Genomic DNA, 24710 nt, shown 5'->3' on the forward strand with positions numbered 1-24710 from the left:
ATGCGATTCGATACTGCTGCCACCACCAATCCCATCGATCAACTGAAGATCGTCGGCCGTGCGGTCGACCGCGTCGACGGGCGGCTCAAGACCACCGGTTCGGCGCCCTACGCCTACGAACAGCATGAAGCTGCCCCCAATGCCGTCATCGGCTACGTGGTCGGCTCGGCCATTGCCAAAGGCCGCGTGCGCGCGATCAACACGGCCGCGGCCCTGAAAGCGCCCGGCGTGCTGGGCGTGGTCACCGCCGACAACGCCGGCACGCTGGGCAAAGGCAACTGGAATACGGCGCACCTGCTGGGCGGGCCGGAGATCCAGCATTACCATCAGGCCATCGCATTAGTCATCGCCGAAACATTCGAGCAGGCCCGCGCCGCCGCGCAATTGGTCGATGTGAGTTATACCGCCGTCGAGGGCGCTTACGATCTCGACGCGGCCAAGGCATCCGGTGCGGTCACGGGCGGGCCGGCCAGCGACAAGCGCGTCGGCGATTTCGACGGCGCCTATGCCGCCGCGCCGGTCAAGCTCGATGCCACCTATACCACGCCGGACCACTCGCATGCCATGATGGAGCCGCATGCCTCCATCGCTGCGTGGAGCGGCGACCAGCTCACCGTGTGGACCTCCAATCAGATGGTCGACTGGGGCCGCAGCGACCTGGCCAAGACCCTCAACATCCCCAAGAAGAACGTGCGTCTGGTGTCGCCCTATATCGGTGGCGGCTTCGGCGGCAAGTTGTTCTTGCGCGCCGACGCGTTGCTGGCGGCACTGGGTGCGCGCCTGGTCAAGCGACCGGTGAAGGTGGCCCTGCCCCGTCCGTTCATCTTCAATAACACCACCCACCGGCCGGCGACCATCCAGCGCATCCGCATCGGCGCCACCCGCGACGGCAAGATCACCGCCATTGCGCACGAAAGCTGGTCCGGCGACCTGGCCGGCGGCAAGCCCGAAAACGCCATCCAGCAGACCCGCCTGCTATATGCCGGACCCAATCGGCTGGTGGGCACGCGGCTTGCGGTGCTGGACCTGCCCGAGGGCAATGCGATGCGCGCCCCCGGCGAGGCGCCGGGCTTGATGGCGCTGGAGATCGCGATGGATGAAATGGCCGAGAAGCTGAAGATGGATCCGGTCATGTTTCGCATCAAGAACGAAACCCGGGTCGATCCCGAGAACCTCGACCGCCCTTTTTCGCAGCGTCGCCTGATCGAATGCCTGCGCACCGGCGCCGAGCACTTCGGCTGGCACCAGCGCAATCCGGCGCCGGCCTCACGGCGCGAGGGGCGCTGGCTGATCGGAATGGGCGTCGGGGTCGCCTTCCGCAACAACCTGGTCATGCGCTCGGGCGCCCGCATGCGCCTGTCGCCGGCCGGCGTGGTGACGGTCGAGACCGACATGACCGATATCGGCACCGGCAGCTACACCATCATTGCCCAGACCGCGGCGGAAATGATGGGCGTGCCGCTGGACCGGGTGGTGGTCAAGCTGGGCGACTCGGACTTTCCCATCTCGGCCGGTTCGGGTGGCCAGTGGGGCGCCAACAGCGCCACCGCCGGCGTCTACGCCGCCGCCGTCAAGCTGCGCGAGGCGGTAGCGCAGCGCCTGGGCATCGAGGCCGCATCGGCCCAGTTCAGCGACGGCATGGTGCGCCATGCCGGACAATCGTATCGCCTGGGCCAGGCAGCGATGCAGGGCGAGCTGGTGGTGGAAGATACGATGGAATACGGCGACCTGACCAAGCGCTACCAGCAATCGACCTTCGGCGCCCATTTCGTCGAAGTGGGCGTCGACGTCTACACCGGCGAAACCCGCATCCGGCGCATGCTGGCGGTCTGCGCCGCAGGCCGTATCCTCAATCCCAAGTCGGCCCGCAGCCAGGTGATCGGGGCCATGACCATGGGCGTCGGATCGGCCCTGATGGAAGATCTGGTGGTGGACAAGCGGCGCGGTTTCTTCGTCAACCACGACCTGGCTGGCTACGAGGTGCCGGTGCATGCCGACATTCCGCACCAGGAGGTGATCTTCATCGACGAGACCGATCCCCTGTCGTCGCCGATGAAGGCCAAGGGCGTGGGTGAACTGGGCCTGTGCGGGGTCGGCGCGGCCATCGCCAATGCGGTCTATCACGCCACCGGAATCCGCTTGCGCGATTACCCGCTGACCCTGGACAAGCTGATCAAGGACTTGCCCGATGTCGCCTGAGCTCGAAGGCACCGACATCAGCGTGCTGCGGCAATTGCTGGCGTGGCGCTTGTCCGGCCAGCGCGCATTGCTGGCCACCGTCGTCCGGACCTGGGGATCATCGCCGCGCCCGCCCGGGGCGATGATGGCCTTGCGTGAAGATGGCCGTCTGGTCGGCTCGGTGTCCGGCGGTTGCATCGAGGACGACCTGGCCGATCGCTACAGCATGGTCAATGGCCGGGGCCGCATGGCCGGCCCGCTGCCGGAGCTGGTCTGCTACGGCGTCAGCGCCGACGAGGCGCATCGCTTTGGCCTGCCCTGCGGTGGCACGCTGGAATTGCTTATTGAATTCGAGCCCGATATCGGACAACTCCAGGCTTTGCTGCAACTGCTCGACAGCGGCGCGCTGGTGCGGCGCCGGGTAAGCCGGCGCGACGCCAGCATAACGCTCGAGAAAAGCGCTGCGCCGGCGCAAGTCCGGTTTGACGGCGACCACCTGGAGGTCACGCTGGGTCCCAGCTATCGCATGCTGCTCATCGGTGCCGGCGCGCTGGCCCAATACCTGGCCACGATGGCGCTGTTCAATGGATTCGATGTCACCCTCTGCGATCCGCGCCGTGACTATCTCGCGGCCTGGTCGGTGGCCGGCGTCAAGACCACCTGCGACATGCCTGACGATGCCGTGATCGTTTTCCAGGCCGACCGCCGCAGCTGCATCGTGGCGCTCAGCCATGATCCGAAGCTGGACGACCTGGCGCTGCTGGAAGCGCTGCATGGCCCGGCCTTCTACGTGGGAGCGATCGGTTCGCGCCGCAATAGCGCCAGCCGGCGCGAACGACTGGCCACGCACTTCGGCGCATCGCCGGAGTCGCTGGCGCGGTTGCACGGGCCGGTTGGCATCCATATCGGCAGCAAGACGCCGGCCGAGATCGCCGTGAGCATCATGGCCGAGATCCTCGCCACCAAGAACGGCGTCCTGCTGCCGCTCACCCTGCAGGTCGACCACGCCAAGAACAGCCTGCAAGCGGCCTGAAGGCGGCCTGCGCCAGCGCAGTCGGGCGCGGTCGAACTCCTTTAATCTTTTTAGAAAGCACGCCAACACAATGAAGATCATTCGTAATGGGACCAAGCCATCGGTTAAAGGTCCGGCTGAATATTTCACCGGTGCCGTGCGCATCGATAGTTTTTTCCAGGCTGAAGAACCGGCGCGCAGCGGCGGCGCCATCGTCACCTTTGAACCCGGCGCCCGTACCGCGTGGCATACCCACCCGCTGGGTCAGACATTGATTGTCAACTCCGGCGTCGGCTGGACCCAGTGCGAAGGCGGGCCACGCACCGAGATTCGCGCTGGCGACGTGGTGTGGTGTCCGTGCCAGCGGCGCCATTGGCACGGCGCCACCGCCACCACGGCGATGTCGCATGTGGCCATCACCGAGCTGCTCGACGGCAAGAACGTGGAATGGATGGAACACGTGACCGACGAGCAGTACCTCGCCGGCCCGGTCGTCACCGACTAGGCCTCGATGAATCCGGCTGTCCCGGTGGCGGGCCGGTCGTCAACCAGGAGGCAGTTGATGCAAGGTTTTTCCAACATCAGGTCGATCGCGCTGGCGATTGTTTTCGCTTCCGCTGCCGTCACATCGTTTTCTGCGGCGGCCAATGAACCGGGCCAACAGGTGGCGCCGGCAGGCACCCAGCCTGCCGCCAGCGGACCGGCGGATTTCTTCACCGGGCGGGTGCGGGTCGATCCGCTCTACAAGGCCAATGAACAGATCAATGCCTCGGGCGCCTATGTCACCTTCGAGCCGGGCGCCAGGTCGGCCTGGCATACCCATCCTGCAGGGCAATACCTGGTGGTCACTGCAGGCATCGGCTATACCCAGGAATGGGGCAAGTCGGTGCGCCAGTTGCGGGCCGGCGATGTGGTCTGGTGCCCGCCCGATGTCAAACACTGGCACGGTGCCGCGCCGACCACGGCGATGACGCACATGGCCATTACCGGCAACCGCAATGGACGCGCCGTCGACTGGATGGAAAAGGTCAGCGACGAGCACTATCAATCGATCACTTCAGGAGGACTGCAATGAGATCCCTGCTCGCATCCGTGGCCATGTCGACGCTCTTGGTGTCTGCCCCCGGGGTCGGCGCCCAATCTAACGAATTGGCGTCAGCCATCAATGAAGAGAGAAAACTGGATCAGGCCAACGGCGCGATTGCGCCGATAGGTGCCTTCGCCGCCATCGGCGACATGGACAGACTCGCCGCTGCCTTGAACCAAGGACTTAGTGCAGGCCTCAACATCGAGCAATGCAAGGAGATCCTGGTGCAGATCTATGCTTATGCGGGGTTTCCGCGCAGCCTCAATGCGCTGGGCCAGTTGATGAAGGTGCTCGAAGAGCGCCACGGCCGCGGCATCCATGACGACCCGGGCCAGGCGCCTTCAGCGCTGCCGCCGGTCACCGCGATGCTGGAAGAAGGCACGAAGAACCAGACCCGGCTGGTGGGCAGCCCGGTAAAAGGCCCGCTGTTCGATTTCGCCCCGGCGATCGACCAATACCTTAAATCGCATCTGTTCGGCGATATCTTCGCGCGCGACAACCTCGATTGGCAAAGTCGCGAATTGGCGACCGTGGGGGCGTTGTCGGCATTGACTGGCGTCGAAGCGCAGCTTCAATCGCATTTGAAGGTCAGCTTCAATGTCGGCCTGAGCCCGATGCAATTGCGGCAGTTGCCTCAGTTGTTGGCCGATAGCGGGGCCAGGGACGCGTCTGAGCGGCTGCAAAAGGCGCTTGATGTCGTCGTTCCCAGGAACTGAGTCTGCGGCAACCGTCGTCTGGTGTTTGAACAGCGACTAACGACGCTGGGCCCTGACGTTCGTCAGGGCGACGGAGGTTAAGTTGTAAGCAAGCCGTCGTGCCGGCGAATGCCGGTACCCAGCGGCGTCTTCTGTGCCACAAGATGGCTGCGCCAGGAAAGCGACAAGAAGAGATTGTCGATCAACCTGCTGTTAGCGCAACGTGACCGGGGTATGGTCCTGGTCATACCGCAGCGCATCGATCAACACCCTCAATGCACCTGATTGATGCCGGTTCGGGTAATAGAGATGAAACCCCGAGAACGACTGGAACCAGTCTTCCAGCACGAACTGGAGATGCCCCGTCCTGACATGTTCCAGCGCCATGTCATCGGCCAGGCAGGCCAGGCCATGGCCGGCCAGGGCCGCGTCCTGGACCTGATAGATGTTATTGAATGCAAGCTGGCCGTCGACCCTGACCTGCACCGCACGGTCGCCCTTCTTCAACTCCCACGCGTAATATCCGCCGTAGGTCGGCAAGCGCAGGTTGATGCAGTTATGGCGCAGCAGATCCTGTGGTTCCCGGGGGATGCCGGCGCTGGCAAGATAAGCGGGCGACCCGACCACCACCATCCGGATATCGGGGCCGATACGGGTTGCGATCATGTCCTTGGCCACCTGGTCGCCCAGCCGGATACCGGCATCGAAGCGCTCCGCGACGATGTCGACCAGGCCGTAGTCGATGGCTATTTCTACCTTGATGTCTGGATAGGCCGGAAGCAGATCGCGCAGGCATGGTCCCAGGATACGCTTGGCGGCATGATCGCTGGAAGTAATGCGCAGCTTGCCGCCCGGCCTGTCCCGATATTCGGCCAGGCTGGTGACTTCGCTATCGATCTGGTCGAATTGCGGTCCAATGGTCTTGATCAGGCGTTCGCCCATTTCGGTCGGCGCCACGCTACGCGTGGTGCGTGTCAGCAGCCGCACGCCGAGTCTTTCCTCGAGGGCGCGCACGGTGTGGCTCAAGGCAGATTGCGAAATGCCCAGTTGGCCGGCGGCGCGCGTGAAGCTGCGCTCACGGGCCACCACCAGGAAGATGAGAAGATCATTGAGGTTTTCGCGCGCCATGTGCAAGGCCCTGAGATGATTGCCCTCGGCGCGGGCTGGTGCTGCGAACGAAAGACCATCGGCCGCCCGGCATTGAATTGCTTGCTGCCGGCTATGCTAATGCAGGTCCGGTTAGCGATTAAGTGCTTAAAACGGCATAAGCCTATGAGCCAGGCTCATCAATACACTGGACTGCTCGCGACCGCGTCAGGCTTTTCCCGGCCCCTTGTAGCGCAGCGCTTCAACCAGCAGGTTGAACGCTGGCGAAGACTGCCTGCGGCTCGCATAGTAAAGGTGATAGCCGGGAAAGGTCGGGGACCAGCTCTTCATCACGCGCTTGAGCGCGCCTGAGGCCACGTGGGGTTCGACCATGTCTTCCGGCAGATAGCCCAGCCCGAACCCGGCCAGCGCAGCACGCAGGATCGATGCACTGTTGTTGAAGGTCCATTGTCCTTCCACCCGCGCCTTCACCAGATGACCGTCGCGCTCGAACTCCCAGGGCATCAATCCGCCATGGGTAGGCAGCCTGAGGTTGATGCAGTTGTGTTGTGCAAGATCGGCCGGCATCTGTGGCCGCGTCTTGCCCGCCAAATAATCCGGACTGCCCACCACCGCCATGCGCAAGTCCGGGCCGATGCGCGCGGCAATCATGTCCTTCTCTACCTGGTCACCCAGTCGCACACCCGCGTCATAGCGGCCGGCCACTATATCGGTGAGGCCATAGTCGACCGTGATCTCGACATTGATCTCGGGATAGTCCCTGGCCAATCCGATCAGTTTGGGCCAGAGCACGGTATTGGCCGCATGCTCGGCGGCGGTCAAGCGGATGCTGCCTGCCGGCTTATCCTTGAGCAGACTGAGTGCGGCAAGTTCGGCTTCGATCTCTTCGAAGCGGGGACCGATCGTCCCCATCAGCCGCTGACCAGCCTCGGTGGCGGAAACACTGCGTGTGGTGCGGGTGAGCAGGCGCACGCCCAATCGGGATTCGAGCGCGCGGATGGTGTGACTCAGGGCCGATTGCGAAACGCCCAGCTGGGCTGCAGCACGGGTGAAACTGCCTTCCCTGGCGACCGCCACGAAAGCGAGCAAATCATTGTAGTTCTCTCGCGCCATTCATGAGCCCCTCTCATAAGATCATGCGCATTGTAATGACTAATCAAAGCGGCCAACAATAATTATTGTCGGCGCCGGGCAAGGTAAAAATGCACGCCCGGATTGCGCTCGATCCCGCTATTGCGCATTCATGAATGCTGCTCATAAGCACATCCGGATTGCACCCTCTAATCAAATCATTCGAGCCGCCCTAACATGCATCGCATAGGTCGGCGCCATGCCGATGAAGATCGCTAATCAACAGGAGAACGTCATGCAAATGCGCAAACTCGGCAACACTGGACTGGAAGTCTCGGCCATCGGCCTGGGCTGCATGGGCTTGAGCTACGGCTATGGACCGGCGCTCGAGAAATCGGCGGCCATCGGCCTGATCCGCCGCGCCTTCGAATTGGGGGTGACGTTTTTCGACAGCGCCGAGGCCTATGGCCCATTTGCTAATGAAGAGCTGCTGGGCGAGGCAGTCGCGCCGTTTCGCGACCAGGTGGTCATCGCCACCAAGTTCGGATTCAGGAATGGGGACGTCGCCCAAGGCCTCGACAGCACGCCAGCCAATATCCGCGCCATGACCGATGCGGCGCTCAAGCGCCTGGGCACCGACCGGATCGATCTGTTATACCAGCATCGGGTCGACCCTAACGTCCCGATGGAAGATGTCGCCGGTACCGTCAAGGAGCTCATCGAACAGGGCAAGGTCAAGCATTTCGGCATGTCCGAAGCGGGCGAGCAGGCGCTGCGCCGGGCCCATGCGGTGCAGCCGGTGGCGGTCTTGCAGAGCGAATATTCGATGTGGTGGCGCGAGCCGGAGCAACAGATCCTGCCGCTGCTGGAACAACTGGGTATCGGCTTCGTGCCCTTCAGTCCGTTGGGAAAAGGCTTCCTGACCGGCGCCATCGACGACAAGACGGTTTTTGACAAGAGCGACTTCCGCAATGTGGTTCCGCGCTTTGCGGAAGAAAACCGCAAAGCCAATGCTGCGCTGGTGGAGGTACTGGGAACCATCGCCGGCGGCCACGGTGTGTCGCGCGCGCAGATCGCCATCGCCTGGCTGTTGGCGCAAAAGCCATGGATCGCGCCGATTCCCGGCACCACCAAGGTAGCCCGCCTGGAAGAGAATATCGCCGCCGCCAACGTGTCGTTGTCCACCACTGACCTGGCCACGATCGAGGCCGCCCTGGCTCGCATCGATGTCGTCGGCGAGCGTTATCCGGCGCACCTGCAGCAACGCGTGAATCGCTGATCATCGGCGCCACCACAAATCCGCCGCGCGTGCAGCTATTTCTGGATTTTCCTGCCGCCTACTACCGTGACGAGACATCGCAAGACGGGGCTGGTCGGAGAAAACGACGCATATCCTTTTCGCTGCGCACGTCCGCTATCAGTCAGGGGAAACTCGGATCCGCGGCGAGCGCGCGGCTTTGTTCCCACTCCGCCGCGAAAGCGAGGATCTCCCTTGGCGCAATTCGCCAGAAGACTTCCAGAAACTGATCGCTTCGGCTGTCGCCAAGGAAGGCATAATCAAGCCGAGCGGATATCGATTCCTGATAAAGGTCGTATGTCATTCGAGAAATCAACTTGTTATAGAAATGCTGCCCAGGTAGTGCCGAATGATAGATAAAACCATCTTTGTCGCAAAGCTCGGCCGGAATTTGGTAGACGGTAGAAAACTTTGATGTATCCAGGTCGATCAGGCTTGTCAATTCCGTCAGCCTGAAACCCGGCACATTCATCAATCCGGACGTGACGAAGCTCTCGTCATTGGGAATGCGGGTCCCACCGGCGATGCATAGATGATTGAGCAGCCGGCGTTGCGGAAACAGAAACTCCAGGGCTCTACGCGAGATTCTTGTAAATGGGAACGCGCTGGCATAAACCTGCTTGACGAACGGCGCCATTAACGGAGTCCACATCCAACTTGAGTCGGCAGGAGAAATGCCTTGTGCAATGTAATCGGAATTGTCTTTGCCTAGTTCGTTGGCGATGTTCCGGACGGTATTGGCTGTCATGGTCACATCTGACTCCACCATGCAGTAAAAGTCGGCCTGGACTTTCACAGCGAAGGCGTAATAGAACAGGTCGCCGCACAACCAACCCCAATTGTCGGGTACCGCCATGAACTGCCTGGCAGGATTTACCAGTGCGATTTGCGACTCCGGGATGTTGGTCTGGCGATGGCCACGACTATCCACCAGAAAATAAACGTCGGCATGGTTGAACCCGTTCAGTAACAATTCATACAAGTTGATCTCGATTGCCCCAATCGCCGCGCAGCGAATACCGACCACTGTTTTCATGTTGGACTTTTCAAGTGAGTTGCGGCGACCTGATTGCCCGTAACAGCTCTCCAAATGGAAAATCCACCGTTGGAACAGTAATGGGCGTGATCAGGAAGACGTAGTAACTTCGGGCCGAATCTGAAGCGTGGCGTGGAGCGAATGAATGCTGCTCGGCACCAAGGCGAGCAAAGCGTGCAGCCAGAAGGTGGAAAAAGCCGCTGCTCCCCCGAGCAGCGAAGAATTCGCCAGTTAAAACTGAAAAAGTTGCGCTGAAAATAGCTGGCAGTTTCGCCAGGACGTGACCGAGCAGCAAAGACGTCGAGCTTTTCGCTTGCGTACTTTACGAAGACGCGCCGGGCGCTTGCAACGCAAGCCGCCAAGCAAGCGTTGGCGGTGACGCCGTTGCTGGATATGTCTTTCTGAACTTGAAAATGGAACGGGCTGGCAGCCCCAAGATGCCAACCACGCAGAGTCAGTAGATGCTTCGCGCCAAAGGACAGCAAGCCGTCAGGAAAGCCTCCCCGAAAGCCGTGTAAATACGTGGCTCAGCCAAGCGGCCTCACTGAAAATCGAGACGAGCAAAGCACTACGCCACGACAGTAAAGCGAGCGAACAATATGTAGGTCTGCTGGAATTTATTGATTAGTGCGCAGCTTGCAAGGCATTCCCCCGAATGCCATTTCAAACGCTGATTCCGGAGCCTGAGCTTGCACTGGCTCGAGGCCTTCCTTTACCTTTCCCCTGCTGGCAGGTGGCAGATCGTACTTGCCAACTGTCTATCTATTTTAAGACTATTCGCGATTATTTTAGTCCATTCGCAGGCGAATACATACATATTCCATTTTTTAATAACGGCTAACAACAACCAGGATAGTTGTTGTTAGTCGTGGGCAATGACTTGGCCTGGTTTTTTCTGGACTAATGCGTGTGCCTGATTTCACCACTTTCATTGTCAGGGGCATGCCGCACGCGTGTCATGCGGCATCCCGCCAACTGAAGAAAAATAATCTTCCAATGCGGCCAGATCGCCGTCGCTGACGATGGCACCCACGTAGCCATCCGGGCGCACCAGCACCCAAGTGCCCACCGTGGTGTGATACGCGTCGACGAAATGACCGCCATCGTCCAGCACATCGCCGCGCGGGCCGAACACATGAATATGCAAACCCGGCCTGGGCTTTACTGCTTCGCGATGCGTCCCGTAACCGATCAAGGTCCAGTGCCCCCCGGCAAACAGGTCGAACAGACGCTTCGCCTGACCTCCTGCCCCCCTGATCGGCGCATCCGGGGCACGGTCCCCGGCGCGCAAGCCGTCATGGCGTAGCGGACATTCGAGTGCCAGCGACGAATCCGGATAGCCGATGTCAAGCTGCTTCACCTCGCGCCCCCGGCGGATGCCGTTTTGCGCCTGCGTCTGCAGCAACCGGGTCGCCAGGCCGAGCATTTCTGCCGCCACCGGACGACGCTCTTCTTCATAACTATCCAGCAGTGCCGGTGGGGCGCCGCCGGCAACCGCCGCCAGTTTCCAGCCCAGGTTGTAGGCATCCTGCACACTGGTATTGAGGCCTTGGCCGCCCGTGGGCGGATGGATGTGCGCGGCGTCGCCGATCAGGAAGACATGCCCCACCCGGTAGTGATCGGCGAGTCGGGCATTCATCACATAGGCCGATGCCCAGGACACCGACTGTATGGCGATATCCGCACGCCCGGTGCGCTCGGCCACCAGTGCCGTCAGACCGTCGGCGGTCAGATCGATTTCCCCTTCGGCGGGAATCGGCCCCTGCAACTGGAACATGTCGGTGCCGGCCAACGGACAGATGTAGATCTGCTTAGACATATCGTCTGCACCGAAGCGATGCCACGCCTCGCGATCAAGTCCGGTCAGGGTGACGTCAGCGACGATGGCGCGCACGCCCAATGTCTTGCCCGGAAAGCCGATATCGAGCGCGTGTCGAACGAAACTGCGACCGCCGTCGGCGCCGACCAGCCAGCGCGCACGCCATGTTTCTTCTCCCGTGGCTCCCTTCACGCGCGCCGTCACGCCTGACGCATCCTGCACTAATCCAATCAGCTCGACGGAGAAGGAAGGCGCGTGTCCCAGCTCTGCCAGGCGCTCGCGCATGACGCCCTCTGTCAGGAATTGCGGTACCATCAGCGCGCGCTGATAGGGCTCTGCCGGCGTCGGGTCGGTCGGGTCGATGACATCGGCATCCTCAACCGTGCCGTCGTTGCGGTGGAGGCGCTCTTTAGGATAATCACCACCGACTGCCGCGAGGCGATCCAGAAGACCCAGATCGCTGAATATCTCCTGGGTACGAGGCTGGATGCCCTTGCCGCGCGAACCGCGGAACGGGCCATCCATTTTCTCGATCAGGCGAAAAGAAATGCCTCTTCGCGCCAGCTCGAGTGCCAGTGTCAATCCTGCAGCACCAGCGCCGCAGATGAGTACTTCGGTCGTGAGTTGTTTAGTCATATAAACCTTAATATGTGTAATATGCACATATTAGGTCGAGGGGAAACGCGTGTCAACAAACAAAGTGCAAAATACACACAATGTCGCTGTGCTGCGCGACCTGCATAGCTCGCTGGTAGAAATTGTCGGCGTGATGAATCGCCCGCAGCGGGATGAATCCATGATTCGGGCGGCCGGCATCTCGCTGGATCGGGCCCTGTTTCCGTTATTGGTGCTGGTTGAGCGGCTGGGGCCTATCGGGGTGGTTGAACTGGCCGACCGCGTGGGCCGCGACTACACGACGGTCAGTCGTCAGATCGCCAAGATGGAAGCGCAGGGATTGGTCGACCGCACCGAAAGCGCGGCGGATCGGCGCGTGCGCGTAGCCGTCATTACCAAGGCAGGAAAGGCGATGACCGATCGCATCGATGAGGCCCGCAAGAAGATCGGCCAGGCCATCTTCAGCAAATGGGAGCAACAGGACCTGATCGACCTGGCCCGCCTCATGCGCAGGTTTGCCGAAGACATCAAGGACGATCCGACGCCGCAGTGACAGGTGTTTTTCTGTGCCACCGGGCCGCGGCAAAGGATGCCTGCTATTTATTTTTCTTGATCAGCTTGAGGCGCCTGGAGGCCAGCCCGACGACCTCCATCTTCTCGCGTCGCTTCATGCCCTTCCAGTGCTTGATCTCGTCTCTGGTGCGACCGCATCCGGTACAGACCTCGGCTTTCAGCTTGCACTCTGAAATGCATGGACTCTCGATCTCTTTTGCCATGTTCAATTCCTGATGACTGCCATGAATAGCCGAATTGGGGTCGATCGACTCGTTTGCCAAGATGAAGATGGCAAAAAATGATCTGTGCGCCTGATACGGGCACACATGCGCCGGTGTACGCCGAAAAGCAAAAAACCGCTGAGAGCCGAGGCACTCAACGGTTTTAGACAATTTGGTTGCGGGGGCAGGATTTGAACCTACGACCTTCGGGTTATGAGCCCGACGAGCTGCCAGACTGCTCCACCCCGCGTCTGAGAGGGGCGGATTCTACGGTGGGTCACCGGCAATAGCAAGCCTTATTTAACCTTTTATCTGCTGGGCGGGTTAAATGCTGAGCTTGAAGACGCTGACCGTACTGGTCAGGCGCTTCGATTGCTCTTGCAGCGATTGCGCCGCTGCCGCCGCTTCTTCCACCAGTGCCGCATTCTGCTGTGTGACTTCGTCCATCTGGGTCACCGCAAGATTGATCTGTTCGATGCCGTCGCTTTGCTCCACGCTGGCCGCCGAGATCTCGGCGACTACATCGCTCACCCGTTTCACGCTGGCGACCACTTCCTCCATCGTGATACCGGCCTGCTCCACCAGTCGCGTGCCATTATCGACCTTCGCCACCGTCGCATCGATCAAGCCCTTGATTTCCCTGGCGGCGGTCGCGCTGCGCTGGGCCAGGCTGCGCACTTCAGAGGCGACCACGGCAAAGCCGCGCCCTTGCTCGCCGGCCCTGGCCGCTTCCACCGCGGCGTTCAATGCCAGGATGTTGGTCTGGAACGCAATGCCATCGATGACGCTGATGATGTCGACGATACGCTTGGAGGCGTCATTGATCTGGCCCATCGTTTCGACCACCTGTCCGACCACGCCGCCGCCCTCCAGCGCCACGCTGGAGGCGGTTTCCGCCAGCGAATTCGCCTGGCGTGCATTGTCGGCATTCTGCTTGACCGTCGATGTCAGTTCTTCCATCGCTGCCGCCGTCTCTTCCAGCGAACTGGCCTGTTGCTCGGTGCGGGTCGACAGATCCAGGTTGCCGCTGGCGATCTCACCCGAGGCGGTATTGATGGTGTCTGTTCCCAGTCTTACCTCGGAGACGATCCGGTGCAGGTTCTGGTTCATCGTCTTGAGCGCGTCCAGCAAAAGTCCGGTCTCATCCTTCGAGGTGTTATCGATCTGCGCCGTCAGATCGCCGGCGGCGACCGCGCTGGCCACCTCGACGGCCGCGTTGAGCGGGCGCGTGATGGAACGGGTCACCAGCAGGGCGCCCAGCGCCGACAGCAGGATGGCAATGCCTGACAAGGCGCTCATCGCCATTACCGCCGCGCCCGATGCAGCCCGCCCCTTCTCGACGCTGGCGTCCATCATCGATTTCTGCAGCGCCACGAATTCCTTGATCGCCTCGAAATACTTGTCTTGCCTGGGAACGACTTCAGCCAGAAGGTAGGTGGCTGCGGCCTCTTTCTGCTTCTGCCTGATCAACTCTTCGACTTTCCTGCGGACCAGGGTATATTCGGCACGGGCTTCTGTGACCGCTTTGAAATGCTGCACGCCGGATGGCGAGTTGAGCAGCTTTTCGATTTGCGCCAGATCGCGCGTGACTTCACTGCTGTTCTTTTCGATTTTCCCAAGATAGCCCTGCGTCTCTTCATCGGTCTGGGCCAGCATGGCGTTGCGCAGGTTCCTGGCCGTGGTATTGACGCTGTCGCTGATTTGGACCAGCAGCGATATCTTGACGTAGCGGTCATCGATGATTTCACTGGTCGATTCCCCCACCTTCCAGAGACTATTGATGCCTGTGGCCGTGATGATGCACATGACCGCGATCAATGCGGTGAAGCACGCCGCCAGGCGCGTGCTGATCTTCATATTTTTCATGATGGTTTCCCCCCTTACAGTGCCGGCCTTTCGGGCAGATTGCCGGCAGGCACTAAAATGCTCGCAAATCTTGCGATACTCCCCGGGACAATATCCGGCACTTGTTATCGGCTGCACATCAGGCTATTCCTGATAAGCCACGGAATTTTTCGCACGTGTGGCTCGCATTTTGGAGGGGGCGGTGTGCGTCGCAGGAGGGAGGTCGATGAGCCTCGGCGGCCGAACGCCAGGCACCAATGCAAAAAACCGCTACCAGCCAAGGCTGATAGCGGTTTCGACGTATCTGGTTGCGGGGGCAGGATTTGAACCTACGACCTTCGGGTTATGAGCCCGACGAGCTGCCAGACTGCTCCACCCCGCGTCTGAGAGGGGCGAAGTCTACGGTGGACCGCTGGCAATAGCAAGCCTTATTTCAACAGCGACTCGCCACCGGCCTCTCGCTCGACCTGGGCCATCATCCCATGAGGCGCTGCGGGCTCAGTTGCGCGACGTCGACGCCAAAGCGCGCAATATGCGCCGGCAGCGGCTCGCCCAGGATCATCGCCGCATAGGCTTCACCGGCCGCAGGCGCCGACTGGATGCCATAACCGCCCTGCCCGGCAGCCCAGAAAAAACCGGGCGTTTGCGTATCGTAGCCGCCCACGAAGCTGCCATCGGCGACAAACGAACGCAAGCCGGCCCAGACGTGCGCCGGACGACGGATGTCGAGCGTGGTCCAGGTCTGGATGTGATCGATGGCGATGGCAATGTCCAATTCTTCGGCTTGCACATCGTGGGGCGCGACCGGGTCGGCATTGGCCGGCGAACCCAGCAACAAGCCAGCGTCCGGCTTGACGTAGAACGATTCGTCGACCCGCATGAAGGCCGGCCAGTGGGCGCTGCCAGCGGGCGCGGCGAAGGTGAAGGCCGAGCGTCGCTTGGGCACCAGGCCAATCGGCGTGGCGCCGGCCAGCTTGCCGACTTCGTCGGCCCAGGCGCCCGCCGCATTGATGATGACCCTGGCCTGCCATTGGCCCTGGCTGGTGGCCACCTGCCACAGGCACTGGTCTGCGTCGCGTGTGATGGCGGTGACCTCGGCCTCGCACAGCGCTCGCGCGCCAGCGGCACGGGCACCGCGCAAGAAACCTTGATGCAGCGCGTGGACGTCGATGTCCTTGGCGTCTTCTTCATACACCGCGCCGATGATGCCGGCGTCGCGCAGTACCGGCACCATGGCATGGGTCTGCGCCGCATCCAGGCGTTGCACCTGGTCGGACACCGAACGCACCAATGCTTCGTGCGCATCGAGTTCGGCCTGCTGGTCTTCGGTGGCGAAGAACAGCGCGCCACGGGGCGAGAGTAACGGATGATCGGTGAAGCCGGCCGGCGGCTGCTCGAAGAAGGCGCGACTGGCGCAGGTCAGCGCCCGCACCTGCGGCGGGCCGTAGCTTTCCATGTAGAGCGCAGCCGAACGTCCGGTGCTGTGATAGCCGGGTTGCGATTCGCGCTCGAGCATCAGCACGCTGCCGTGCCGCGCCAGCCAGTAGGCGATGGAAGCGCCGGCGATGCCCGCGCCGATGATCAGGTAATCGACGCTGGCCTGTTGGTCCGGATTGCTCATGCCACTGCCGCTACCACGGCCACTTCGACATCCAGGCCCGGCAGCATCAGCAAGGCTTGCACGCAGGCGCGGGCCGGCGCATGTCCGGCGGGGATCCACTGGTCCCAGACGCCATTGAAGGCCGCAAAATGGTCGGGGCTGGACAGCCACACGCTGGCACTGACGATCTGCTCGCGGCCGATGCCCTGGGCCTGCAGTTGCGCATCGACCTTGGCCAGCACTTCGCTGGTCTGCTGTGCGATGGGCGCGTGGGCGTTGTCCGGCACCTGGCCCGACACGAAGGCGAAGCCGTTGGCCACCACCAGTTGGCTCATGCGGGCGTTGGTATTGAAACGTTGGATCTGGGTCATTGCGGGTTGCCTCTGATAAAAATGAATGGAATTGAAGGGGCTGTCACACCGCCGGCCCGCCGGCCGGTGCCTGGCTGCCCTGCCCCGCGCCAGGCGGATTGGTGACGATGGACTTGAGCGGCGCATTGACCGCCTTGAGGCTGGCCAGGTCCGGACGCGGACGGCGTAGCCGCTGGTCGCCGGCGAACGCCTGTTCGAGCGCAGCGGCGCTGGCCAGTAACCGGGCGTCGTCGCGAAAGGCGCCTGTCACCTGCAGGCCGAACGGCATTCCACGATGGTCACTGCCGCAGGGCAGCGAGATCGAGGGGTTGGTGGCCAGGGTGACCACGTAGGTCAGCGCCAGCCAGCGGTAATAGTTTTGCAGCGCCACGCCGTTGACTTCCTTCAGGTACAGCTCGCTCCATGGGAACGGCGAGACCGGCGTAGTCGGCGACAGGATCAGGTCGTAGCGTTCATAGCGCTTCTGGAAGCGCCGGAAGATGCGGGTCTGCTCGCCCTGGGCCCAGGCGCAGTCGGCCAGCGTCATGGCCGCGCCCATCTCGTAGTTGGCGCGGGTGTTGGGGCCGAGCGAGGCCGGATCGCGCCGGTAGGCGGCTTCGAAGCCGGCCACAAAGCTCTCGGCGCGGATCACGTCGAAGCAGCGATGCGCTTCGTCCATCTCGACCTCGACCGGTTCGCACACGGCCACCATGCGGCCGATGACCGCCATCTTGTCGCGGAAGACCTGACGGATGCCATTGTCGACGTCGCATACGCCAAAGTCTTCGGTATAGCCGATGCGCAGTCGCGACAGGTCGACCTCGGGCAAGGTGGCGAACGGCTCCGGACCCAGCGGGTAGCTGAGCGGGTCGGTCATGTGCATGCCGGCCGTGGCGCGCAGTTGCAGCACCGTGTCGGCCACGTCACGCCCCATCGGGCCGACCACCGAGATCGGCGTCCACCCGAGCAGCTTGCGTTCGCTCGGCACCAGCCCGGGCGATGGCCTGAAACCCACCACGCCGCAGATCGACGCCGGAATGCGCAGCGAGCCGCCGGTGTCCGAGCCCGAGCACAGCGGCAGCAGGTCGGTCGCCAGTGCCGCCGCCGAGCCGCCCGACGAGCCACCAGCGTTGAGCAAGGGATTGAAGGGGTTGCCGGTGGCGCCCCATACCGCATTGCGGCTATTGGCGCCGGCCCCCATCTCGGGGACGTTGGTCTTGCCGGCCACGATGGCGCCGGCCGCCCGCAGGCGCGCCACCAGGGCGTTATCGCGCGCCGGGATGTTGTTGCGGTAGATGGCCGACCCGTAGGTGGTCAGCAGGCCTTCGGTTTCTTCCAGGTCCTTGATGCCGATCGGCAGGCCGTGCAGCAGCCCCAGCGGGCCACCGGCAACCACCGCCTGTTCGGCCGCCCGGGCTTCGCTGCGGGCCCGTTCGAAGCAGGTCGCGGTGACCGCATTGATATGCGGATTGATGTCTTCGATACGGGCGATGCAGGCATCCAGCAATTCGACCGGCGACAGTTGCTTGCTACCGATCAGGCGTCGCAGTTCGACCGCGCTCTTTTCTACGATGTGTTGGTCTTGCATAGGATCCTTTAGGTGGAATCAGGCCGGCTGGGGTTGCGGTGCATGTTTTTCGGTGCGGATGAACAGGCTCACCAGCACCGAGAAGAACGCCGCCGCGATCAGGAACCCGAAAGCATAGTCATAGTTGGCGAAGGCGCTGACCAGAAAACCGATCACCAGTGGCGAGATGAAACCGGCCATCTGGCCGCCCAGATTGACCATGCCCACGCCGCTGCCGATCAGGCTGGTCTGCAGTATCTTGGTGGGCAAGGCGATACAGGTGGCCAGCACGAAGGATTTGAAAAAGTAGGCCAGGCACTGGTAGGCGATCACCCCGCCCACGCTTTGCGCGGTGTACATGCAGTAGACGAATACCGCCGTCAGCAACGAGCTGCCGATCAACAGCACCCGCTCGCGGCCATCGAAGAAGCGCACCATGACCCAGCCGCCGATGGCGGTGGAGATGCCGGCCATGATGTAGGGCAAGGGCAGCAGCATGCCGACCGATTTCAGGTTCAGTCCACGCACCGTCATGAGGTAGGTCGGCATCCAGCTATCGAGCCCCTTGTTGATGATGGACAGGCCGAACCAGACCGCCACGATCTGCCACATCAGCGGCATCTTCATCAGCGCGCCGAAGGCCTTGCGGTTGATGGCCGGATTGCCGCTGCCGGCCTTGACCGGGCGCACCAGGAACCAGTATCCCAGCGCAAACACCAGCCCGACCAGGCCCATGTAATGGAATACATTGCGCCAGCCGAACTGCAGGATCAGCGGCGCGATGATCAGCGGCGCCAGCATGCTGCCGATGTAGTTGGACGACATCAGCAACGACGACATCTTGGGCCGCTCGGCCTGGCTGAAGGTTTCTGCCACGCCCTTGACGCTGGCCGCGGGAAAAGCCCCTTCGCCCAGGCCGAAGATAAAGCGGATCACCACCAGGCTGGTGATCGACCAGGCCATGCCGGTGAAGCCGGTGAAGACCGACCACAGCAGGATCGAGATCACGATCACCGGGCGCGAACCGAAGCGATCGGCCAGCCAGCCACCCGGCAGTTGCAGCAGCGAATAGCCCAGGAAGAAACTCGACAGCAGGATGCCCAGGTCGGACGGCTTCAACGCGAATTCGCTGGCGATCTGGAGGGCGGCGAAGGTAATGGCCGCACGGTCGATGTATGAGATACACCAGCCCAGGTAAAGCAGGACCAGCACCAGATACTTATACTTGCCCGTAGGCGACGCAGCGTTCATGACGATTTCCATGCTGAAGGAAAAATGCCGTCGTCATCGATCGTCCAGATTCGATGCGGCGGCCCTGCCCGGCTATCGCCGCCGTGCGCCGGGAAGCTCACGATGCCGCGATATGAAGCGATCCTAAGTCGCTCAGTGGTTTGCTACAAGAATAAGTTTTAGAACAAGTGATTGCCGAATCGGCAAACCATTTCTACAATGCGGTGATGTCCGTCATCCATACCCGCATCCTGCAGGAAACTGCCGTGCGCTACTTCCTTGAGGTAGTGCGCCGAGGCTCGATCACCGAAGCCGCCAGCACCCTGAACGTCGCTTCGTCGGCCATCAGCCGCCAGATCGCGCGCCTCGAGGACGAGCTCGACACGCCCCTGTTCGACCGCGTCTCGCGCGGCATGAAGCCCAACGCCGCCGGCGAATTGCTGGCCGCGCACGCGTTGCGCATGCAACTGGAGGCCGAACACATCGGCAATGAACTGATGGCGCTCAAGGGCTTGCGGCGCGGCGAGGTCAAGCTGGCCTGCACGGAAGGCTTTGCGCTGGAATTCGTGCCGTCGGTGATGGAACATTTCCGGCGCCAGCACGATGGCATCCGCTTTCAGCTGTCGGTCGGCAACGCGGTGCATGTGGCGCAGCGCATTCGCGAAGGCGCGGTCGACCTGGGCCTGACCTTCACCATGGCGCCGGACCCCGACATCAAGGTCGAGTTTGCCCAGAACGCGCCGATCCTGGCCGTGATGCGGCCCGACCATGAGCTGGCCCGCCGCAAGCAGGTGGTGCTGTCCGAACTGGCGGCTTATCCGCTGGCCATGCCGCAGAAGAACATCACCATGCGCCGCCTGATCGACGCCTGCTGCAGCCGCCGCAACATTCTGCTGGAACCGGTGCTGGCGGCGGACTCCATCAGCGCCCTGCTGTGCTTCGTGATGGCGGGCAACGGCATCGGCTTCTCGGCCGGGCTGCCGATTCGCAAGCTGGTGCAGTCGGGCCAGTTGGTGGCGCTGCCGATCAAGGACCGCGACATGAATTCGCTGCAGCTCGAGATCCAGTCGCTGTCGGGGCGCACGCTGCCGCAGGCGGCGCGGGCCTTCCTCAACGCGCTGGTGCAGCGGGCCACCGAGCATGACTGACAGGTCGTAAAACAGTTAGTCATGCTGGTTTTCGACAACTGTGGAATGATGGCGGGCGCTGTACCCGGAAAAAAACCAATACCACTCGCCATCCCACCACCAAGACCATTAAGGAATGATGTCATGACCCGCCTTCCCCGCTGTCTGTTCGCCGCCGCACTGGCCCTGGCTTGCGCCAGTGCTTCCGCCCAGGGTGTCTATAACGATTGGAACAAGGCGCAGCCGCCAGCGCCACCGGCGCTGGTCAAGGCCACGGTCGATCCGGCGACGACGGCGGTGCTGGTGCTGGATATCGCCAAGCAGACCTGCAATGCCGAAAACCGTCCGCGCTGCATCGCCATGCTGCCTGGCGTAGCCAAGCTACTTGGTTTTGCACGCGCCAAGGGCGTGACCGTGATCTATACGCTGGGCGCGGCCAGCAAACCTGCCGATATCTGGCCCGAGGCCGCGATGCAGGCCGGCGAGCCACTGGTCACCGCCGGCCCGGACAAGTTCGTCAATACCAACCTGGAGCAACTGTTGCGCGACAAGGGCATCAAGACCGTGATCGCCATCGGCGCCGCGGCCCATGGCGCAGTGCTGCATACGGCGGCCAGCGCCGCCTTCCGAGGCTTCGATGTGCTGGTGCCGGTGGACCTGATCGCCTCTGAAACCCCGTACGCCGAGCAATACACGGTGTGGCATCTGGTGAATGCGCCGCGCCTGGGCGAACGCGTCAAGCTGACGCGTTCGGACTGGCTGAACTGATGCAGTAGCCGTCTAGCGGTGGCGAGCCCTCAGCTGTCGCCACCGGTCAGTTCTTTCACACGGCGAGCCAGGGCATCAGCCGCAAACGGTTTGGTCAGCACCTGCATGCCGCGCTCGAGGTGACCGTGGTTGAGCACGGCGTTCTCGGCATAGCCGGTGACAAACAGCACCGGCACCTCCGGACGCAGTTGCCGCACCGCGTCGGCCAGTTGCCTGCCATTCATGCCATTGGGCAGGCCGACGTCGGTGACCAGCAGGTCGATCTCGGCATGCAAAGCCAATACCTTCAGCGCCGACGGCGCGTCTTCGGCCTCGACCACGAAGTAACCCAGGTCTTGCAGCACTTCGACCGCGACCATGCGCACCAGCGGTTCGTCATCCACCACCAGGATGGTCTTGCGTCCGGCGGCGCCCGGCGATGGGTAGTCCGACAGGACCGCATCTTCCTCGATGTCGTCGCCGACATGGCGCGGCAGATAGATGCAGATCATCGCGCCTTTGCCCACTTCCGAATAGATCCGTACCGTGCCCTCCGATTGGCCGGCAAAGCCGTAGACCATCGACAGGCCCAGTCCGGTACCCTGGCCGGTCGGCTTGGTGGTGAAGAATGGATCGAAGGCGCGCGCCACCACGTCGGGCGACATGCCGGTGCCGGTGTCGCTCACACACAGCGACACGAATTGCCCGGGCGGCAAGCCGCGCTGGGCGGCGGCGCGCTCGTCCATCCAGCGGTTGGCGGTTTCGATGGTGAGCTTGCCGCCATCCGGCATGGCGTCACGGGCGTTGATGCACAGATTGAGCAGCGCATTCTCCAGCTGGCCGACATCCACGAAGGTGCTCCACAAGCCACCGGCGGCTACCGTTTCGACCGCAATCGCCGGGCCGACGCTGCGCCCGATCAGGTCATGCATGCCCGCCACGATGCGATTGAGATTGGACGGCTTGGGGTCGAGCGTCTGGCGCCGCGAAAACGCCAGCAAGCGCTGCGTCAGCGCAGCGGCCCGCTTGACGGCGGACTGGGCGCCATTGAGGTGCCGCTCGATGTCGGCGATGCGGCCCTGCGCCAGGCGTATCTTCATCAATTCCAGGCTGCCGCCGATGCCGGCCAGGATGTTATTGAAATCGTGCGCCAAGCCACCGGTCAATTGCCCCACCGCTTCCATCTTCTGGGCCTGGCGCAGCGCTTCTTCGGCCTTCAGCAGTGCGGCGGTGCGCTGTTCCACCCGTTGTTCAAGGGACTCGTTGAGTCCGCGCAAGGCGGAGGTGGCGCGATCGCGTTCGGCCTCGACGGCGCGCCGCCCTTCGATATCGATCAGCACGCCGGGGAAGCGGGTGGCGACGCCATCGGCATCGATGTCGACGCGGCCATTGGCTTCCAGCCAGTAATAGCGGCCATCCAGGCGACGGGTGCGGTATTGGTGGGCATAGGCGCCGCCACGGGCGACCGCTTCGTTGATGGCTGCGATCAAGCCTGGCCGGTCGTCCGGGTGGACCGTCTCGACCACCTCGGTCAGGCTGAGCCCTGAGCGGCTGCGCGCCGGATCGAAACCGAATGCGCTGGCGAAGCCTTCGTCGACGCTGAAACGATCGGTTGGCAGGTCCCAGACCCAGGTGCCGATGATGGCGCCTGCGGCCAGGGCCAGTTGCACCCGCTCGACATTCTCGCGCAAGGCCGATTCGGTCTGCTTGCGCGCCGTTACGTCCCGAAACAGCACCGAGACCTGGTGCAGCTCGACCGGCCCGGCGCGCCGGGCCGAGACCTCGATGTGGCGACCGACGGCCACGAACTCCTGTTCGAAGCGCACGGGCTGACCTTCGAATAACACTTTGCGGTAGATCTCGAGCCAGACCTCGGCGTGATCGGGTTCGATCTCGCGCAGACGCTTGCCGACGATGCCGGCAATGCCGGTATGGCGTTCGTAGCCGGAGTTGGCTTCGATATGGACATAATCGCTCAACGGGCCGTGCGGGCCGTCGATGAACTTGATGATGCAAAAGCCGTCATCGATCGCCTCGAACAGCGCCAGCCGCCTGACTTCGCTCATGGCGACTTCGTTTTCGAGCTCGGCGCGGCTCAGCGCGGCCAGTTGGTTGTTCTGCGTCATGCCTGTCGTGGTCGATTGGGAGGTGGAGATAAAGACCCGCGACAGGATACCTGCGTTCCCTGACAATGGCACGAACACCCGTGCGCAGTTCTGGCTCAGGCCCGGATTGTTAGCAAAATGAACATGCGGCCCCATCGACCGGACAGAGAGTAATTTCCATTTAGCAACCATTTAGGTAATCACACCTGAGCTTGCATACTCCCCACCAGTATAAGATAATGCCGCATCCGGCCCGACGTGACACCACGCGCGGCCATCCGGAAGCAGCATCAGCTCTCCCTGTCACCCGTCAATTAAGGACCCCAGCCATGAAATCACGCGCCGCAGTAGCCTTCGCCGCAGGACAGCCCCTGCAGATCGTCGAGATCGACGTCGCGCCGCCGAAAAAGGGTGAAGTGCTGATCAAGATCACCAACACCGGTGTCTGCCATACCGATGCCTTTACCCTGTCGGGCGAAGATCCCGAAGGCCTGTTCCCGGTGGTGCTGGGTCACGAAGGCGCGGGCATCGTGGTGGAAGTGGGCGAAGGCGTCACCAGCGTCAAGCCGGGCGACCATGTCATTCCGCTCTATACCGCCGAATGCGGCGAGTGCGATTTCTGCCGCTCGGGCAAGACCAACCTGTGCGTCGCGGTGCGCGCCACCCAGGGCAAGGGTGTCATGCCGGACGGCACCACCCGTTTTTCGTATAACGGCCAACCGATCTATCACTACATGGGCTGTTCCACCTTCAGCGAATACACGGTGGTCGCCGAGGTATCGCTGGCCAAGATCAACCCGCAAGCCAATCCGGAACACGTCTGCCTGCTGGGCTGTGGCGTGACCACCGGCATCGGCGCGGTGCACAACACGGCCAAGGTGCAGGAAGGCGATTCGGTCGCGGTGTTCGGGCTGGGCGGCATCGGCCTGGCGGTGATCCAGGGCGCGCGCCAGGCCAAGGCTGGCCGCATCATCGCCATCGACACCAATCCGGCCAAGTTCGAGCTGGCACGCCAGTTCGGCGCCACCGATTGCATCAATCCGAAGGACCACGAGAAGCCGATCCAGCAGGTCTTGATCGAGATGACCGGCTGGGGCATCGACCACACCTTCGAATGCATCGGTAACGTCAATGTGATGCGCGCCGCACTGGAATCGGCCCACCGCGGCTGGGGCCAGTCGATCGTCATCGGCGTGGCCGGCGCCGGCCAGGAAATCTCGACCCGTCCGTTCCAGCTGGTCACCGGCCGTGTCTGGAAGGGGTCGGCCTTCGGCGGCGTCAAGGGTCGCAGCCAACTGCCCGGCATGGTCGAAGATGCGATGAGCGGCAAGATCGAACTGGCGCCCTTCGTCACCCACACCATGGGCCTGGACAAGATCAACGAAGCCTTCGACCTGATGCATGAAGGCAAGTCGATCCGCAGCGTGGTGCACTTCGCCTAACGTG

General features: G+C 62.4%; 21 protein-coding genes and 2 tRNA genes. 10 read left to right on the forward strand and 13 right to left on the reverse strand.

Annotation, left to right across the window (positions count from 1 at the left end):
• From paoC to LBW87_RS06545, 5 genes are all read left to right on the forward strand, one after another.
• Positions 1-2199, forward strand: a complete 2199-nt coding sequence (gene paoC / locus LBW87_RS06525) for an aldehyde oxidoreductase molybdenum-binding subunit PaoC (RefSeq protein ID WP_225200633.1) — start codon at positions 1-3, stop codon at positions 2197-2199.
• On the forward strand, positions 2189-3211 hold the full coding sequence (locus tag LBW87_RS06530; protein ID WP_225200634.1) for an XdhC family protein: 1023 nt from the start codon (positions 2189-2191) through the stop codon (positions 3209-3211). The genes paoC and LBW87_RS06530 overlap by 11 nt, the downstream gene beginning before the upstream one ends.
• A 70-nt stretch (positions 3212-3281) precedes the next feature.
• Positions 3282-3695 (forward strand): cupin domain-containing protein, encoded by a 414-nt coding sequence (locus tag LBW87_RS06535; protein WP_225200635.1) that lies wholly within the window; start codon positions 3282-3284, stop codon positions 3693-3695.
• A gap of 57 nt (positions 3696-3752) precedes the next feature.
• Positions 3753-4265 (forward strand): cupin domain-containing protein, encoded by a 513-nt coding sequence (locus LBW87_RS06540; RefSeq protein WP_225200636.1) that lies wholly within the window; start codon positions 3753-3755, stop codon positions 4263-4265.
• Between the two features lie 23 nt (positions 4266-4288).
• Entirely contained in the window at positions 4289-4993 is a 705-nt protein-coding gene (locus tag LBW87_RS06545) for a carboxymuconolactone decarboxylase family protein (RefSeq protein ID WP_265112894.1), read from the forward strand.
• A gap of 192 nt (positions 4994-5185) precedes the next feature.
• Here LBW87_RS06545 and LBW87_RS06550 read toward each other — a convergent pair whose 3' ends face one another.
• Entirely contained in the window at positions 5186-6100 is a 915-nt protein-coding gene (locus LBW87_RS06550; RefSeq protein ID WP_225200638.1) for a LysR family transcriptional regulator, read from the reverse strand.
• A 186-nt stretch (positions 6101-6286) separates the two neighbouring features.
• Positions 6287-7192, reverse strand: coding sequence for a LysR family transcriptional regulator (locus tag LBW87_RS06555; RefSeq protein ID WP_225200639.1), 906 nt, complete (start codon positions 7190-7192; stop codon positions 6287-6289).
• A 253-nt stretch (positions 7193-7445) separates the two neighbouring features.
• Between LBW87_RS06555 and LBW87_RS06560 the strand changes: the two genes are divergently transcribed.
• Positions 7446-8429: an aldo/keto reductase gene (locus LBW87_RS06560; RefSeq protein ID WP_225200640.1), complete on the forward strand. Its 984-nt coding sequence runs from the start codon at positions 7446-7448 to the stop codon at positions 8427-8429.
• Positions 8430-8571: 142 nt separating this feature from the next.
• On the opposite strand, the gene LBW87_RS06565 is transcribed toward LBW87_RS06560, so the two are convergent.
• Together LBW87_RS06565 and LBW87_RS06570 are read right to left on the reverse strand one after the other, a co-directional pair.
• Positions 8572-9483, reverse strand: coding sequence for a hypothetical protein (locus LBW87_RS06565; RefSeq protein WP_225200641.1), 912 nt, complete (start codon positions 9481-9483; stop codon positions 8572-8574).
• Between the two features lie 934 nt (positions 9484-10417).
• Positions 10418-11938, reverse strand: coding sequence for an FAD-dependent oxidoreductase (locus tag LBW87_RS06570; RefSeq protein WP_225200642.1), 1521 nt, complete (start codon positions 11936-11938; stop codon positions 10418-10420).
• Positions 11939-11987: 49 nt separating this feature from the next.
• Here LBW87_RS06570 and LBW87_RS06575 point away from each other — a divergent pair, with 49 nt between their 5' ends.
• On the forward strand, positions 11988-12470 hold the full coding sequence (locus LBW87_RS06575; protein WP_225200643.1) for a MarR family winged helix-turn-helix transcriptional regulator: 483 nt from the start codon (positions 11988-11990) through the stop codon (positions 12468-12470).
• A 43-nt stretch (positions 12471-12513) separates the two neighbouring features.
• Here LBW87_RS06575 and LBW87_RS06580 read toward each other — a convergent pair whose 3' ends face one another.
• The 8 genes from LBW87_RS06580 to LBW87_RS06615 all read right to left on the reverse strand — a co-directional run bounded on the left by LBW87_RS06580 (position 12514) and on the right by LBW87_RS06615 (position 19306).
• Entirely contained in the window at positions 12514-12693 is a 180-nt protein-coding gene (locus LBW87_RS06580) for a DUF1289 domain-containing protein (RefSeq protein ID WP_225200644.1), read from the reverse strand.
• A gap of 173 nt (positions 12694-12866) precedes the next feature.
• Positions 12867-12943, reverse strand: a tRNA-Met gene (locus LBW87_RS06585).
• Between the two features lie 74 nt (positions 12944-13017).
• Positions 13018-14559: a methyl-accepting chemotaxis protein gene (locus tag LBW87_RS06590; protein ID WP_225200645.1), complete on the reverse strand. Its 1542-nt coding sequence runs from the start codon at positions 14557-14559 to the stop codon at positions 13018-13020.
• A gap of 284 nt (positions 14560-14843) precedes the next feature.
• Positions 14844-14920, reverse strand: a tRNA-Met gene (locus tag LBW87_RS06595).
• A gap of 93 nt (positions 14921-15013) precedes the next feature.
• Entirely contained in the window at positions 15014-16159 is a 1146-nt protein-coding gene (locus LBW87_RS06600) for an NAD(P)/FAD-dependent oxidoreductase (protein ID WP_225200646.1), read from the reverse strand.
• Positions 16156-16509 carry a RidA family protein gene (locus LBW87_RS06605; protein WP_225200647.1) on the reverse strand — a complete coding sequence of 118 codons (354 nt, stop codon included), beginning with the start codon at positions 16507-16509 and terminating at the stop codon, positions 16156-16158. The genes LBW87_RS06600 and LBW87_RS06605 overlap by 4 nt, the downstream gene beginning before the upstream one ends.
• 43 nt (positions 16510-16552) lie before the next feature.
• A complete protein-coding gene (locus LBW87_RS06610) occupies positions 16553-18076 on the reverse strand; it encodes an amidase (protein WP_225200648.1) in 1524 nt (507 codons plus the stop codon).
• An 18-nt stretch (positions 18077-18094) separates the two neighbouring features.
• On the reverse strand, positions 18095-19306 hold the full coding sequence (locus tag LBW87_RS06615; protein WP_225200649.1) for an MFS transporter: 1212 nt from the start codon (positions 19304-19306) through the stop codon (positions 18095-18097).
• Between the two features lie 206 nt (positions 19307-19512).
• Here LBW87_RS06615 and LBW87_RS06620 point away from each other — a divergent pair, with 206 nt between their 5' ends.
• Positions 19513-20433 (forward strand): LysR family transcriptional regulator, encoded by a 921-nt coding sequence (locus tag LBW87_RS06620; protein ID WP_225200650.1) that lies wholly within the window; start codon positions 19513-19515, stop codon positions 20431-20433.
• A 123-nt stretch (positions 20434-20556) separates the two neighbouring features.
• The gene (locus tag LBW87_RS06625) at positions 20557-21180 is read left to right on the forward strand and encodes a cysteine hydrolase family protein (RefSeq protein ID WP_225200651.1); all 624 of its coding nucleotides are present in this window, start codon (positions 20557-20559) and stop codon (positions 21178-21180) included.
• Between the two features lie 29 nt (positions 21181-21209).
• Here LBW87_RS06625 and LBW87_RS06630 read toward each other — a convergent pair whose 3' ends face one another.
• Positions 21210-23225 carry a response regulator gene (locus LBW87_RS06630; protein WP_225200881.1) on the reverse strand — a complete coding sequence of 672 codons (2016 nt, stop codon included), beginning with the start codon at positions 23223-23225 and terminating at the stop codon, positions 21210-21212.
• Positions 23226-23593: 368 nt separating this feature from the next.
• Between LBW87_RS06630 and LBW87_RS06635 the strand changes: the two genes are divergently transcribed.
• Positions 23594-24706, forward strand: coding sequence for an S-(hydroxymethyl)glutathione dehydrogenase/class III alcohol dehydrogenase (locus tag LBW87_RS06635; RefSeq protein ID WP_225200652.1), 1113 nt, complete (start codon positions 23594-23596; stop codon positions 24704-24706).
• Positions 24707-24710: the final 4 nt, after the last annotated feature.

It is taken from the genome of Herbaspirillum sp. alder98 (genome assembly GCF_020179755.1).
Classification (GTDB): Bacteria; Pseudomonadota; Gammaproteobacteria; order Burkholderiales; family Burkholderiaceae_D; genus Herbaspirillum.